General features: G+C 71.7%; 13 protein-coding genes. 1 reads left to right on the forward strand and 12 read right to left on the reverse strand.

The genetic code is table 11. The annotated features are described in order from the left end of the window. Positions 1–115: 115 nt before the first annotated feature. The 8 genes from pyrF to pyrR form a co-directional block, all read right to left on the reverse strand. A complete protein-coding gene (gene pyrF, locus KV205_RS26505; RefSeq protein ID WP_265867136.1) occupies positions 116–952 on the reverse strand; it encodes an orotidine-5'-phosphate decarboxylase in 837 nt (278 codons plus the stop codon). After that, positions 949–2,070 carry a quinone-dependent dihydroorotate dehydrogenase gene (locus KV205_RS26510; RefSeq protein WP_265867137.1) on the reverse strand — a complete coding sequence of 374 codons (1,122 nt, stop codon included), beginning with the start codon at positions 2,068–2,070 and terminating at the stop codon, positions 949–951. The genes pyrF and KV205_RS26510 overlap by 4 nt, the downstream gene beginning before the upstream one ends. A gap of 56 nt (positions 2,071–2,126) precedes the next feature. Next, positions 2,127–5,435, reverse strand: coding sequence for a carbamoyl-phosphate synthase large subunit (gene carB / locus KV205_RS26515; RefSeq protein WP_265867138.1), 3,309 nt, complete (start codon positions 5,433–5,435; stop codon positions 2,127–2,129). Next, entirely contained in the window at positions 5,428–6,570 is a 1,143-nt protein-coding gene (gene carA / locus KV205_RS26520; RefSeq protein WP_265867139.1) for a glutamine-hydrolyzing carbamoyl-phosphate synthase small subunit, read from the reverse strand. Before carA ends, carB begins: the two co-directional genes overlap by 8 nt. Beyond that, positions 6,567–7,151, reverse strand: coding sequence for a hypothetical protein (locus KV205_RS26525; RefSeq protein WP_265867140.1), 585 nt, complete (start codon positions 7,149–7,151; stop codon positions 6,567–6,569). The genes carA and KV205_RS26525 overlap by 4 nt, the downstream gene beginning before the upstream one ends. After that, on the reverse strand, positions 7,148–8,434 hold the full coding sequence (locus tag KV205_RS26530) for a dihydroorotase (protein ID WP_265867141.1): 1,287 nt from the start codon (positions 8,432–8,434) through the stop codon (positions 7,148–7,150). The genes KV205_RS26525 and KV205_RS26530 overlap by 4 nt, the downstream gene beginning before the upstream one ends. 4 nt (positions 8,435–8,438) lie before the next feature. Then, the gene (locus KV205_RS26535; protein ID WP_265867142.1) at positions 8,439–9,422 is read right to left on the reverse strand and encodes an aspartate carbamoyltransferase catalytic subunit; all 984 of its coding nucleotides are present in this window, start codon (positions 9,420–9,422) and stop codon (positions 8,439–8,441) included. 88 nt (positions 9,423–9,510) lie between these two features. Continuing rightward, positions 9,511–10,077 carry a bifunctional pyr operon transcriptional regulator/uracil phosphoribosyltransferase PyrR gene (gene pyrR / locus KV205_RS26540; protein ID WP_265867143.1) on the reverse strand — a complete coding sequence of 189 codons (567 nt, stop codon included), beginning with the start codon at positions 10,075–10,077 and terminating at the stop codon, positions 9,511–9,513. Between the two features lie 247 nt (positions 10,078–10,324). Between pyrR and bldD the strand changes: the two genes are divergently transcribed. Continuing rightward, positions 10,325–10,828, forward strand: a complete 504-nt coding sequence (bldD, locus tag KV205_RS26545; RefSeq protein ID WP_265867144.1) for a transcriptional regulator BldD — start codon at positions 10,325–10,327, stop codon at positions 10,826–10,828. 164 nt (positions 10,829–10,992) lie between these two features. On the opposite strand, the gene nusB is transcribed toward bldD, so the two are convergent. The 4 genes from nusB to KV205_RS26565 form a co-directional block, all read right to left on the reverse strand. Continuing rightward, positions 10,993–11,430: a transcription antitermination factor NusB gene (nusB, locus tag KV205_RS26550; protein ID WP_265867145.1), complete on the reverse strand. Its 438-nt coding sequence runs from the start codon at positions 11,428–11,430 to the stop codon at positions 10,993–10,995. A gap of 2 nt (positions 11,431–11,432) precedes the next feature. Next, the gene (gene efp, locus KV205_RS26555; RefSeq protein WP_265867146.1) at positions 11,433–11,999 is read right to left on the reverse strand and encodes an elongation factor P; all 567 of its coding nucleotides are present in this window, start codon (positions 11,997–11,999) and stop codon (positions 11,433–11,435) included. A gap of 49 nt (positions 12,000–12,048) precedes the next feature. Beyond that, on the reverse strand, positions 12,049–13,155 hold the full coding sequence (locus KV205_RS26560; protein WP_265867147.1) for an aminopeptidase P family protein: 1,107 nt from the start codon (positions 13,153–13,155) through the stop codon (positions 12,049–12,051). 68 nt (positions 13,156–13,223) lie between these two features. Further along, positions 13,224–14,129, reverse strand: coding sequence for an AAA family ATPase (locus KV205_RS26565; RefSeq protein WP_265867148.1), 906 nt, complete (start codon positions 14,127–14,129; stop codon positions 13,224–13,226). Between the last annotated feature and the right edge of the window lie 55 nt (positions 14,130–14,184).

The raw sequence follows: 14,184 nt of genomic DNA on the forward strand, positions 1-14,184 counted from the left end.
TTCCGACATAACGACGCCGTTTTGGGCCAAGTTTTGTCAAGGAGTGAGACGGCGAGGACACGCCGCCCGACCTGCGGATTGGCGAGAACCGGACGAAATCGTCCGCCGGGGTGCCTCAGGCGCCCACGGCCTCCCTGATCTCGTTCGCGTAACGTTCCGCCGCCGAGCGCAGCGCACCGGCGTCCGGACCCGCCTTCAGGACCCCGCGGCTCACGTTCGGGACGACGTTGCGGACCGCCGCGCCGAAGACCCTCGGCAGGTCGGCCGGGGTCGCGCCCTGGGCGCCGATGCCGGGGGCGAGCAGCGGCCCGTTGATGTCCAGGTCGAAGGAGGACAGATCCCCGAGGGTGGCGCCGACCACCGCGCCGAACGAGCCCATCGGGGTCTCCCCCGCGTTCTCCTCGGCCAGGTGGGCGAGCATCGTCGCGCCGATGGTCCGCCCGTCCTCGCGCACCGCGCGCTGGACCTCCGCACCTTCCGGGTTGGAGGTCAGCGCGAGCACGAAGAGACCGGCGCCGGACTCCCGGGCCAGGTCCACGGCCGGCTTCAGGGAGCCGTAGCCGAGGTACGGGGAGACGGTCAGCGCGTCCGAGAACAGCGGGGAGTCCTTGCGCAGGAAGGCCTCCGCGTAGGCGCCCATGGTGGAGCCGATGTCGCCGCGCTTGGCGTCCATCACGACCAGACCGCCGGCCGCCCGCAGGTCGGCCGTGGCGCGCTCCAGGACGGCGACGCCGCGCGAGCCGAAGCGCTCGAAGAAGGCGGCCTGCGGCTTGAACACGGCGACCGTGCCGGCCAGCGCCTCCACCACGGTGTACGTGAAGCGCTCCAGGCCGGCGATGTCGTCGGCGAGGCCCCAGGAGTCGAGCAGCGAGGCGTGCGGGTCGATGCCGACGCAGAGCGGTCCGCGCTCGTCCATGGCGGAGCGCAGGCGGTTCCCGAAGGAGAGGGTCACTGGGCGGCCTTTCCGGTGGAGGAGCGGTGGTCGGCGCCGACGGCCTCGGCGAGCGTGGCGTACGGGGAGGCCGCGAGCCGCGCGGCCAGGCCTTGGTGGATCGCGCGGGCGTAGAACGGGCCCTCGTAGATGAAGGCGCTGTAGCCCTGCACCAGCGTCGCGCCGGCCAGGATCCGCTGCCAGGCGTCCTCGGCGTTCTCGACGCCGCCGACGCCCACCAGGACGATCCGGTCGCCCACGCGCGCGTACAGCCGCCGCAGCACCTCCAGGGAGCGCTGCTTGACCGGGGCGCCGGACAGGCCGCCGGTCTCCTTGATCAGCGCCGGGTCGGACTTCAGGCCGAGGCCCTCACGGGCGATGGTGGTGTTGGTGGCGATGATGCCGTCGAGGCCGAGCTCCAGGGCCAGGTCGGCGACCGCGTCCACGTCCTCGTCGGCGAGGTCGGGGGCGATCTTCACCAGGAGCGGGACGCGGCGGTCGGTCACCGTGCGGTCGGCGGCCTCGCGGACGGCGGTGAGCAGCGGGCGCAGCGACTCGGTGGCCTGGAGGTTGCGCAGCCCCGGGGTGTTGGGCGAGGAGACGTTGACGACCAGGTAGTCGGCGTGGGCGGCGAGCCGCTCGGTCGACTTCACGTAGTCGGCGGCGGCCTCGGCCTCGGGCACGACCTTGGTCTTGCCGATGTTGACGCCCACGACGGTCCTGAAGACCGGGTTACGGGCGGCCAGGCGGGCGGCGACGGCGGCGGAGCCCTCGTTGTTGAAGCCCATGCGGTTGATCAGAGCGCGGTCCGGGATCAGCCGGAAGAGGCGCTTCTTGGGGTTGCCGGGCTGCGCCTCGCCGGTGACGGTGCCGATCTCGACGTGGTCGAAGCCGAGCATGGCCATGCCGTCGATGGCGATGGCGTTCTTGTCGAAGCCGGCGGCGAGGCCGAAGGGGCCGTGCATGCGCAGGCCCAGGGCCTCGGTGCGCAGCTCCTTGTGGCGGGGCGCGAGGACGGCCGCGACGAAGGTGCGCAGGACCGGGACGCGGACGGCCAGCCGGATCCAGCGGAAGGCCAGGTAGTGGGCCTTCTCGGGGTCCATCCGCTTGAAGACCAGGGTGAAGAAGAACTTGTACATGGGGAGTGTCCTCAGCAAGAGGGGGACACCGTTTCCGGTGTCCCCCCTGTGGGCTGCTAGTCGCGGGCCGCGGTCAGGTGTGCCGCGTGATCCTGGAGCGAGCGGACGCCCACGTCGCCGTGGTTGAGTGCGTCGATGCCCTGGACGGCCGCCGCCAGCGCCTGGACGGTGGTCAGGCAGGGGACGGAGCGGGCCACCGCCGCCGTACGGATCTCGTAGCCGTCGAGGCGGCCGCCGGTGCCGTACGGGGTGTTGACGATCAGGTCGACCTGGCCGTCGTGGATGAGCTGGACGATGGTCTTCTCGCCGTTCGGGCCCTCGCCCTCGGACTGCTTGCGCACGACGGTGGCGTTGATGCCGTTGCGCTTGAGGACCTCGGCGGTGCCGGAGGTGGCGAGCAGCTCGAAGCCGTGGGCGACCAGCTCACGCGCCGGGAAGATCATCGAGCGCTTGTCGCGGTTGGCGACCGAGATGAAGGCGCGGCCCTTGGTGGGCAGCGGGCCGTAGGCGCCGGCCTGCGACTTGGCGTAGGCCGTGCCGAAGACCGAGTCGATGCCCATGACCTCGCCGGTGGAGCGCATCTCCGGGCCGAGGACGGTGTCCACGCCGCGGCCGTGGATGTCGCGGAAGCGGCTCCACGGCATGACGGCCTCCTTGACGGAGATCGGCGCGTCGAGCGGCAGGGTGCCGCCGTCGCCGGTGGCCGGCAGCAGGCCCTCGGCGCGCAGCTCGGCGATGGTGGCGCCGAGCGAGATGCGGGCGGCGGCCTTGGCGAGCGGCACCGCGGTCGCCTTCGAGGTGAAGGGGACGGTGCGCGAGGCGCGCGGGTTGGCCTCCAGGACGTACAGGATGTCGCCGGCCATCGCGAACTGGATGTTGATCAGGCCGCGCACGCCGACGCCCTTGGCGATGGCCTCGGTGGAGGCGCGCAGCCGCTTGATGTCGAAGCCGCCCAGCGTGATCGGGGGCAGGGCGCACGCCGAGTCGCCGGAGTGGATGCCGGCCTCCTCGATGTGCTCCATGACGCCGCCGAGGTAGAGCTCGGTGCCGTCGTAGAGGGCGTCGACGTCGATCTCGATGGCGTCGTCGAGGAAGCGGTCGACCAGGACCGGCCGGGTGGGGCTGATCTCGGTGGACTCGGCGATGTACGACTCCAGGCGCGCCTCGTCGTACACGATCTCCATGCCGCGGCCGCCGAGCACGTACGAGGGGCGTACGAGGACGGGGTAGCCGATCTCGTCGGCGATGGCCTTGGCGCCGGCGAAGGTGGTGGCGGTGCCGTGCTTCGGGGCGGGCAGGCCGGCCTCGGCGAGCACCCGGCCGAAGGCGCCGCGGTCCTCGGCGGCGTGGATGGCCTCCGGGGAGGTGCCGACGACCGGCACGCCGTTGTCCTTGAGCGCCTGGGCGAGGCCCAGCGGGGTCTGGCCGCCGAGCTGGACGACGACACCGGCGATCGGGCCCGCGAGGGACTCGGCGTGCACGATCTCCAGGACGTCCTCCAGGGTGAGCGGCTCGAAGTAGAGCCGGTCGGAGGTGTCGTAGTCCGTGGAGACGGTCTCCGGGTTGCAGTTGACCATCACCGTCTCGTAGCCGGCGTCGCTGAGCGCGAAGGAGGCGTGGACGCAGGAGTAGTCGAACTCGATGCCCTGGCCGATGCGGTTGGGGCCGGAGCCCAGGATGATCACCGCGGGCTTGGTGCGGGCCGCGACCTCGGTCTCCTCGTCGTAGGACGAGTAGAAGTACGGGGTGTTGGCGGCGAACTCGGCGGCGCAGGTGTCGACCGTCTTGTAGACCGGGCGGACGCCGAGGGCGTGCCGGACCTCGCGGACGACGTCCTCGCGCAGGTTGCGGATCTCGGCGATCTGGGTGTCGGAGAAGCCGTGCCGCTTGGCCTCGGCGAGCAGCTCGGGGTCGAGCTTCTCGGCGGCGGCGAGGTCGTCGGCGATCTCCTTGATGAGGAAGAGCTGGTCGACGAACCAGGGGTCGATCTTGGTGGCCTCGAAGACCTCCTCGGGCGTGGCGCCCGCGCGGATGGCCTGCATGACCGTGTTGATCCGGCCGTCGGTCGGGCGGACGGCCAGGGCGAGCAGCTCGGCCTTGTCGCCGGGCTCGCCGGTGAAGGCGAACTGCGAGCCCTTCTTCTCCAGGGAGCGCAGGGCCTTCTGCAGGGCCTCGGTGAAGTTGCGGCCGATCGCCATGGCCTCGCCGACCGACTTCATGGTCGTGGTCAGCGTGGAGTCGGCGGACGGGAACTTCTCGAAGGCGAAGCGCGGGGCCTTGACGACGACGTAGTCGAGGGTCGGCTCGAAGGAGGCCGGGGTCTTCTCGGTGATGTCGTTCGGGATCTCGTCCAGCGTGTAGCCGACGGCCAGGCGGGCGGCGATCTTGGCGATCGGGAAGCCGGTGGCCTTGGAGGCGAGCGCGGAGGAGCGGGAGACGCGCGGGTTCATCTCGATGACGATGACCCGGCCGTCGTCGGGGTTGACGGCGAACTGGATGTTGCAGCCGCCGGTGTCGACGCCGACCTCGCGGATCACGGCGATGCCGATGTCCCGCAGGATCTGGTACTCGCGGTCGGTCAGCGTCATCGCCGGGGCGACGGTGATCGAGTCACCGGTGTGGACGCCCATCGGGTCGAAGTTCTCGATGGAGCAGACGACCACGACGTTGTCGTGCTTGTCGCGCATCAGCTCAAGCTCGTACTCCTTCCAGCCGAGGATGGACTCCTCCAGGAGCACCTCGGTGGTCGGGGAGAGCGTGAGGCCCTGGCCGGCGATGCGGCGCAGCTCCTCCTCGTCGTGGGCGAAGCCGGAGCCGGCGCCGCCCATGGTGAAGGAGGGACGGACGACGACGGGGTAGCCGCCGAGGGTGTCGACGCCCTTGAGGACGTCGTCCATGGAGTGGCAGATGACCGAGCGGGCGGACTCGCCGTGGCCGATCTTCCGGTTGACCTCCTCGACGACCTCCTTGAAGAGGTCGCGGTCCTCGCCCTTGTTGATCGCCTCGACGTTGGCGCCGATGAGCTCGACGCCGTACTTGTCGAGGGTGCCGGCCTCGTGCAGCGAGATGGCCGTGTTGAGGGCCGTCTGACCGCCGAGGGTGGGCAGCAGGGCGTCGGGGCGCTCCTTGGCGATGATCTTCTCGACGAACTCGGGGGTGATCGGCTCGACGTAGGTGGCGTCGGCGATCTCCGGGTCGGTCATGATCGTGGCCGGGTTGGAGTTGACCAGGATGACCCGCAGGCCCTCCGACTTGAGCACCCGGCAGGCCTGGGTGCCGGAGTAGTCGAACTCGGCGGCCTGTCCGATGACGATCGGGCCGGAGCCGATGACCAGGACGGACTGGATGTCGGTGCGCTTAGGCACGCTCGGCCTCCATGAGGGTCACGAAGCGGTCGAAGAGGTACGCGGCGTCGTGCGGGCCCGCGGCCGCCTCGGGGTGGTACTGGACGGAGAAGGCCGGCTGGTCGAGCAGCTGCAGGCCCTCCACGACGTTGTCGTTCAGGCACACGTGGGAGACCTCGGCGCGCCCGAAGGGGGTGTCGGAGACCTTGTCGAGGGGCGCGTCGACGGCGAAGCCGTGGTTGTGCGCGGTGACCTCGACCTTGCCCGTGGTGCGGTCCTGGACGGGCTGGTTGATGCCCCGGTGGCCGTACTTCAGCTTGTAGGTGCCGAAGCCGAGCGCGCGGCCGAGGATCTGGTTGCCGAAGCAGATGCCGAAGAGCGGGGTCTTGCGGCGCAGGACCTCCTGCATGACGGCGACGGGGCCGTCGGCGGTGGCCGGGTCGCCCGGGCCGTTGGAGAAGAACACGCCGTCCGGGGCGATCGCGTAGACGTCCTCGGCGGTGGCGGTGGCGGGCAGCACGTGGACCTCGATGCCGCGCTCGGCCATCCGGTGCGGGGTCATGCCCTTGATGCCGAGGTCGACCGCGGCGACGGTGAACTTCTTCTCACCGATCGCGGGGACGACGTACGGCTCCTTGGTGGCGACCTCGGCGGAGAGGTCGGCGCCGGTCATCTCGGGCTGCTGGCGCACCTCGGCGAGCAGGGTGCCGTCGTCGGGCAGGGCGCTGCCGGAGAAGATGCCGACGCGCATGGCGCCGCGCTCGCGCAGGTGGCGGGTGAGCGCACGGGTGTCGATGCCCTGGATGCCGACGACGCCCTGGTGGCGCAGCTCCTCGTCGAGGGAGCGCTGGGCGCGCCAGTTGGAGGAGACGCGGGCGGGGTCGCGGACCACGTAGCCGGAGACCCAGATGCGGGCGGACTCGGGGTCCTCGTCGTTGACCCCGGTGTTGCCGACGTGCGGGGCGGTCATCACGACGACCTGGCGGTGGTACGACGGGTCGGTGAGGGTCTCCTGGTAGCCGGTCATGCCGGTGGAGAACACGGCCTCGCCGAAGGTCTCCCCCACGGCCCCGTAGGCGCGGCCGCGGAAGATGCGGCCGTCCTCCAGGACGAGTACGGCGGGAACCTTGGTGGTTCCCCTGGTGGAGGTCGTCATCGTGCGGTGCCTTCCGTCGTACGTGCGGTGTTCAGGTGGTTGATGGCCTCGACCCAGGCGGCGTGCTCGGCCGCGTGGTCGGAGCGGAAGCCGGAGTCGAGCAGGGTGCCGCCGTGCTCCCAGGTGACGACGAGCAGTCCGCCCTCGGTGAGGACCTTGCCGGCGATGCCCTTGTCGAGGCGGGCCTCGCGCAGGGCGGCGGCCGGGATCAGGAAGTCGTCCGCGCCGGGGCGTACGACGCTGATCCCCGCGTCCGTCAGGGTGAGCTCGGCGCGGCTGCGGGTGCCCAGGCCGTGGGCGACGATCCGGTCGAGCCACTGTCCGGCGGTGGTGGAGCCGTGGTAGCGGCCGCTGAGCTCCAGCGTGGGCTCACCGGGGGTCTCCGGCACCTCGGGGAGGGGCGGGAGGCCGGACTGGAGGCTGCCGCGCCACTTCCAGCCCTGGCGCATCAGCCAGTAGACCAGGGTGATGAAGAGCAGCAGTCCGGCGACCCAGCCGAGCCGGCCGGCCCAGTCGGTGACCTCGGCGGACTTCTGATCGGCCGCGGCGGCGGCTGCGGCCAGTTGGATGAGTGGTGTCACGCCAGCTTCCCGTCGACGAGCGTTGCCCGGCCCCGCAGGAAGGTGTGGGTGACGCGTCCCGGCAGCTCACGGCCCTCGTAGGGGGTGTTGCGGCTGCGGGAGGCGAAGTCGGCGGGGTCCACGACACCACGGTATGCCGGATCGACCAGGGTCAGGTTGGCGGGCTCACCAGCCGAGACGGGGCGTCCGTGGCCGGCCGCCTGCCCGATCCGGGCCGGCTTGACGGACATCCGGTCGGCGACGCCGGCCCAGTCCAGCAGCCCGGTCTCGACCATCGTCTGCTGGACGACCGACAGCGCGGTCTCCAGGCCGACCATGCCCATGGCGGCGGCGGCCCACTCGCAGTCCTTGTCCTCGTGCGGGTGCGGGGCGTGGTCGGTGGCCACGATGTCGATGGTGCCGTCGGCGAGGGCCTCGCGCAGCGCCAGCACGTCACGCTCGGTGCGCAGCGGCGGGTTGACCTTGTAGACCGGGTTGTAGGTGCGCGCCATCTCGTCGGTGAGGAGGAGGTGGTGCGGGGTGACCTCGGCGGTGACGTCGATGCCGCGGGACTTGGCCCAGCGGACGATCTCGACGGAGCCGGCGGTGGAGAGGTGGCAGATGTGCACGCGGGAGCCGACGTGCTCGGCGAGGAGCACGTCGCGGGCGATGATCGACTCCTCGGCGACGGCGGGCCAGCCGCCGAGGCCCAGCTCGGCGGAGACGACGCCCTCGTTCATCTGGGCGCCCTCGGTGAGCCGGGGCTCCTGGGCGTGCTGGGCGACGACGCCGCCGAAGGCCTTCACGTACTCCAGGGCGCGGCGCATGATCACGGCGTCGTCGACGCACTTGCCGTCGTCGGAGAAGACGGTGACGCCGGCGGCGGAGTCGTGCATGGCGCCGAGTTCGGCGAGCTTCTTGCCCTCCAGGCCGACGGTGACGGCGCCGATGGGCTGCACGTCGCAGTAGCCGGCCTCCTTGCCGAGCCGGTAGACCTGCTCGACGACGCCGGCGGTGTCGGCGACGGGGTGGGTGTTGGCCATGGCGAAGACGGCCGTGTAGCCGCCGGAGGCGGCGGCGCGGGTGCCGGTGAGGACGGTCTCGGAGTCCTCGCGGCCGGGCTCGCGCAGGTGGGTGTGCAGGTCGACCAGGCCGGGCAGCAGGATCTGCCCCTCGGCCTCGATCACCTGGGCGTCGTCGGCGCTGAGGCCGGTGCCGACCTCGGCGATGATCTCGCCGTCGATGAGGACGTCCTGCGCCTCGCCGCCGAGCACCTTCGCACCGCGGATCAGGATCTTGCTCATGTTCTTACTTCTCCTCGGTGCGGGTGGTGGTGGCGGGGGCGGCGGGCTCGGAGCCGCCGAGCAGCAGGTAGAGGACGGCCATGCGGATGGACACGCCGTTGGCGACCTGCTCGACGACCGTGCAGCGGTCCGAGTCGGCGACCTCGGCGGTGATCTCCATGCCGCGGACCATGGGGCCGGGGTGCATGACGATGGCGTGCTCGGGCATCCTCGCCATCCGCTGGCCGTCGAGGCCGTAGCGGCGCGAGTACTCGCGCTCGGTGGGGAAGAAGGCGGCGTTCATCCGCTCGCGCTGCACACGCAGCATCATCACCGCGTCGGACTTCGGCAGCACGTTGTCGAGGTCGTACGAGACCTCGCAGGGCCAGCTCTCGACGCCGACCGGGACCAGGGTGGGCGGGGCCACCAGGGTGACCTCGGCGCCGAGGGTGTGCAGCAGGTCGACGTTGGAGCGGGCGACCCGGCTGTGCAGCACGTCGCCCACCAGGGTGACGCGCTTTCCGGCCAGGTCCTTGCCGAGGCCGGCGTCCCGGCCGACCAGGCGGCGGCGCATGGTGAAGGCGTCGAGCAGGGCCTGGGTGGGGTGCTGGTGGGTGCCGTCGCCGGCGTTGATGACCGGCGCGTCGATCCAGCCGGAGGTGGCCAGGCGGTACGGGGCGCCGGAGGCGCTGTGCCGGATGACGACGGCGTCGACGCCCATCGCCTCCAGGGTCTGGGCGGTGTCCTTCAGGGACTCGCCCTTGGAGACGCTGGAGCCCTTGGCCGCGAAGTTGATCACGTCCGCGGAGAGGCGCTTCTCGGCCGCCTCGAAGGAGATCCGGGTGCGGGTGGAGTCCTCGAAGAAGAGGTTGCAGACGGTCCGGCCGCGCAGGGTCGGCAGCTTCTTGATCGGCCGGTCGGCCACCCGGGCCATCTCCTCGGCGGTGTCGAGGATCAGAACGGCGTCGTCGCGGGTGAGGTCGGCGGCCGAGATGAGGTGACGCATCATCGGGGTCTTTCTCCGTTGTGGGGAGGATGAGGGCAGACGGGTGCGCAGGGCTGTGCCCCGGCTCCCGTCGAGGGGGCCGGTGAAGGTGTCAGGAGGCGGGCTTGCTGCCGAGCAGCACGGTGTCGCGACCGTCCTCCTCGGCGAGCAGGACCTTGACCGTCTCCCGCAGCGACGTGGGGAGGTTCTTGCCGACGTAGTCGGCGCGGATCGGGAGCTCGCGGTGGCCGCGGTCGACGAGGACGGCGAGCTGGACCGCGCGCGGGCGGCCGATGTCGCCGAGGGCGTCGAGGGCGGCGCGGATGGTGCGGCCGGAGAAGAGGACGTCGTCGACGAGGACGACGAGGCGGCCGTCGACGCCGTCACCGGGGATCTCGGTGCGGCCGATGGCGCGGGCGGGCTTCAGCCGCAGGTCGTCCCGGTACATGGTGATGTCGAGGGAGCCGACCGGGATCTTGCCGCCGGTGATGGATTCGAGCTTCTCGGCCAGCCGGGCGGCGAGGAACACGCCGCGGGTGGGGATGCCGAGGAGGACCACGTCGTCGGCGCCCTTGGCGCGCTCGACGATCTCGTGGGCGATGCGGGTCAGGACCCGCGCGATGTCGGGGGCCTCCAGAACGGGCCGCGCCGTCTCGCTGTACTGCTGCTGAGCGTCCATGTGTAAACGGACCTCCTTCTCCGCCTCACGGGACGGACCTTAAAGGACGTCGGAATTGCGCCATCCACCCTACCAGGGGCGGACGGGACGCCTGCTCACCCCCCGTCCGCCACACCGCGCGCCGTCCCCCGGGAGGGGGCGGTATGGACCATTCGGCTTGACGGGAGAGTGTCACGCTGCGTAACCTCACAGTGAGTTACCAGCCGCGCGGCGCAGCCGCAACGTCGTCTCAGCGTCCGGGAGCGTTATGTCCAGCGAATACGCAAAGCAGCTCGGGGCCAAACTCCGTGCGATCCGCACCCAGCAGGGCCTTTCCCTCCACGGGGTGGAGGAGAAGTCCCAGGGCCGCTGGAAGGCGGTCGTGGTCGGTTCGTACGAGCGTGGCGACCGCGCCGTGACGGTGCAGCGCCTGGCCGAGCTTGCGGACTTCTACGGCGTGCCGGTGCAGGAGCTGCTGCCCGGCACCACCCCTGGCGGCGCCGCCGAGCCGCCGCCGAAGCTGGTCCTCGACCTGGAGCGCCTGGCCCACGTCCCCGCGGAGAAGGCCGGCCCGCTCCAGCGCTACGCGGCGACGATCCAGTCGCAGCGCGGCGACTACAACGGCAAGGTGCTGTCGATCCGCCAGGACGACCTGCGCACCCTCGCCGTCATCTACGACCAGTCCCCCTCGGTCCTCACCGAGCAGCTGATCAGCTGGGGCGTCCTGGACGCGGACGCGCGCCGCGCGGTCGCCCACGAGGACAACAGCTGACCCTGCGGAGAACACTCGCAGAAACGTGCCGCCGGGGCCCCGGGAGTCACCTCGACTCCCGGGGCCCCGGCGCTTCTGTGTGCCTGCGTGGCGGTACGACGAAGGGGCCCGCAGCACACCAGGTGCTGCGGGCCCCTTTCGACTGCCTGAGGGCCGTGGACGGGCTAGGCGTCCGCGTCCCGGCGCAGGCGCGGCTTCAGGTCCTTGAAGCGCGCGAGCAGGCCGTTCACGAAGGTCGGCGACTCGTCGGTGGAGAACTCCTTGGCGAGGTTCACCGCCTCGTCGATGGCCACCGCGTCCGGGGTGCCGTCCTCCCAGATCAGCTCGTACGCGGCGAGGCGCACGATGTTCCGGTCGGCGGCGGGCATCCGGTCGAGGTCCCAGTCCACCGCGTAGGTCGCGATGAGCTCGTCGATCCGGGCCACGTGCTTGGCGTAGCCCTCGACCAGCTGCATGGTGAAGTCGTTCACCGGCGGCTGGCGGTCGTCGGACCGGTGCAGCCGGACCTGGTCCGCGAGGACCTCCTGCACCGAGGTGCCGCGCTGGTCGGCCTCGAACAGGATCTGGAAGGCCCGCTTGCGGGCCTTGCTCCGGGCGGCCACGGCTAGTTGTTCACCCGGCCGAGGTAGCTGCTGTCACGGGTGTCGACCTTGACCGTCTCACCGGTGGTGACGAAGAGCGGGACCTGGATCTCGTGGCCGGTCTCCAGGGTGGCGGGCTTGGTGCCACCGGTGGAGCGGTCGCCCTGGACGCCCGGGTCGGTGTGCTGGATCTTCAGCTCGACGGCGGCCGGGAGCTCCACGTAGAGCACCTCGCCCTCGTGGCGCGCGACGGAGGCCGTGAAACCCTCGATGAGGAAGTTCGCGGCGTCGCCGACGGCCTTCTTGTCGACGTGCAGCTGGTCGTAGGTCTCCATGTCCATGAAGACGAAGTACTCGCCGTCCATGTAGGAGAACTGCATGTCCCGGCGGTCAATGGTGGCCGTGTCGACCTTCACACCCGCGTTGAAGGTCTTGTCGACGACCTTGCCGGACAGCACGTTCTTGAGCTTGGTGCGCACGAAGGCGGGGCCCTTGCCGGGCTTGACGTGCTGGAACTCGACGACGGACCAGAGCTGGCCGCCTTCGAGCTTGAGCACCATGCCGTTCTTGAGGTCGTTCGTGGAAGCCACGGTTGCGGAATCTCCTGGTACTGACGTGGACCAAGAGGCACGGCGCGCGCTAGAGCGCGAGCAGCTCCTTGGTCGTGATGGTGAGTAGCTCGGGTCCGCCGTCCGCCTCCTGGCGTACGACGAGCGTGTCATCGATCCGGACCCCGCCCCGGCCCGGGAGGTGGACCCCCGGTTCGACGGTGACCGGCACGCAAGCGTCCAGTTTACCCATGGCCGCGGGTGCGAGCTGCGGGTCCTCGTCGATTTCCAGGCCCACGCCGTGCCCGGTGAGCGGGGTGGTGACGTCCCCGTGACCCGCCGCGACGAGAATCTGCCGGGCCGCCCGGTCCACGTCCCGGTACTCGGCGCCGGGCACGAGCGCCTCGCGGCCGGCCCGCTGAGCGGCGAAGACGAGGTCGTACAGCTCGATCTGCCAGTCGGCCGGGGTGGTCCCGATGACGAAGGTGCGGCCGATCTCGCAGCGGTAGCCGCGGTAGTCGGCGCCCAGGCAGACGGTGAGGAAGTCGCCCTCCTCAACCCGCCGGTCGGTGGGCCGGTGCCCGGAACGCCCGGAGTGCGGTCCGGTGGCGACGGAGGTGGCGAAGGCCGGCCCGTCGGCGCCGTGGTCGACAAGCCGCCGCTCCAGCTCCAGGGCGAGGTGCCGCTCGGTGCGCCCGACGAGGATCGACTCCAGGAGCTCGCCGAGCGCCTGGTCGGCGATCTCTGCGGCGATCCGCAGACAGCCGATCTCGTCCTCGTCCTTGACGATCCGCAGCTGCTCGACCGAGCAGGCCAGGTCGGCGAGCCGCAGCCCGGGGGCGACCGAGCCCATGGCCCGGTGCCGGGCCACGGTCAGATGGTGCTCCTCCACGGAGAGGGCGTCCGCGCCGGCCTTGCGGGCGAAGTCGACGCCGGCGACGGCCGGATCCCCGCCGCCGGCCGGCAGCACGAGCGTGCGCAGCAGCTCGTCGAGCCGCCCGTCCGCCGGATCGGCGCCCGGGGCGGTGGGGCAGAGCAGCACGTCCTCGTCGGGCCCGAGCAGCAGCACGGCCCCGGCGGGCGAACCGCCGGTGAGATAGCGGACATTGGCGGGGCGGGAGACCAGGGCCGCCGGGCTGCCCGCGGCCGCGCACCGGTCGCGCAGCCGGGTCCGGCGGTCCGCATACACCTCTGACATGTTCCGAGCCTACGAGCGCCCGCCCGCCGCGGCCTGTTGTGCGCACCCGACCGGGCAGTGCACAGCGGCTACGCCGGCGGCTGGCCGGATATCGCGCGGGCGAGGACGTCGTCCAGGACCCGGGCGGTGGTCTCCACGTCGTACGTGGAGTTGTCGATGATCGGCAGTCCGGAGCCGTACCAGCCGGCCATCCGGCCGTGGATCGCGGCGACCTCCTCGTCGGAGAGGCGCCGGTTGCCGCTGCGCTCGGCGTTGCGCTCCAGGACGATGTCGAGGCCGGGCAGCAGCACGACCGGGAGCAGCCCGGGGCCGACGTGGCGCTTCCAGCCGCCGAGGCCGACGACCGGCCAGTCGGGGAAGACGGCGTCGTCGAGGATGCAGGAGATGCCGTTGGCGAGGAAGTTGCGGGCGGCGAAGCCGCAGGTGCGGCGGGCGAGCCGGTACTGCGCCTCGGAGTTCTCGTTCCAGCCGGACTGGGGGTCGGCGAAGCCGGAGCAGACCCATTCGCGGACGTCGTCGAGGCTGATGTGGGCCGTGGGGACCGGCCGGCGGGCCGCCCAGTGGCGGGCCACGGTGGTCTTGCCCGCGCCGGCCGGGCCGATGAGCAGGACCGCGATCGTGGCGCCGCCGGTGCCGGTGACCGGGGGCGGCAGGGTGATGTGGCCGGTGACCTGGCCGGAGGGGGCGCCGCCCCAGCCGGGCGGCGGGCCCGGCGTGGCGGGCGGAGCCGGCGGGGCCTGCGGAGCCGGCGGGCCCTGGGGGGCCGGCGGCGCCGGGTAGGGCTGGTGGTGGCCAGGAGCGGGGTGGTGCGCGGGCGGGTGATGGCCGTGGCCGGGGACGGGCGGCGGGGGCGGCACGGGCGGGTGTCCGCCCTGGACCGGGGCGCCGGGGGCGTGGGCCTGCGGGCCCTGCGCCCAGCCGGTGCGGCCCGCGGGTTCCTGCGGTGGCAGCGGAGCCCCCATTCCGTGCTGCATCCGGTGCCCCACTCCGTTCCCTGCCGGCGATGTTTCCGTCGTTGCCGGAACGTTA

This window comes from Streptomyces sp. SKN60, from assembly GCF_026236535.1.
Lineage (GTDB): Bacteria > Actinomycetota > Actinomycetes > Streptomycetales > Streptomycetaceae > Streptomyces.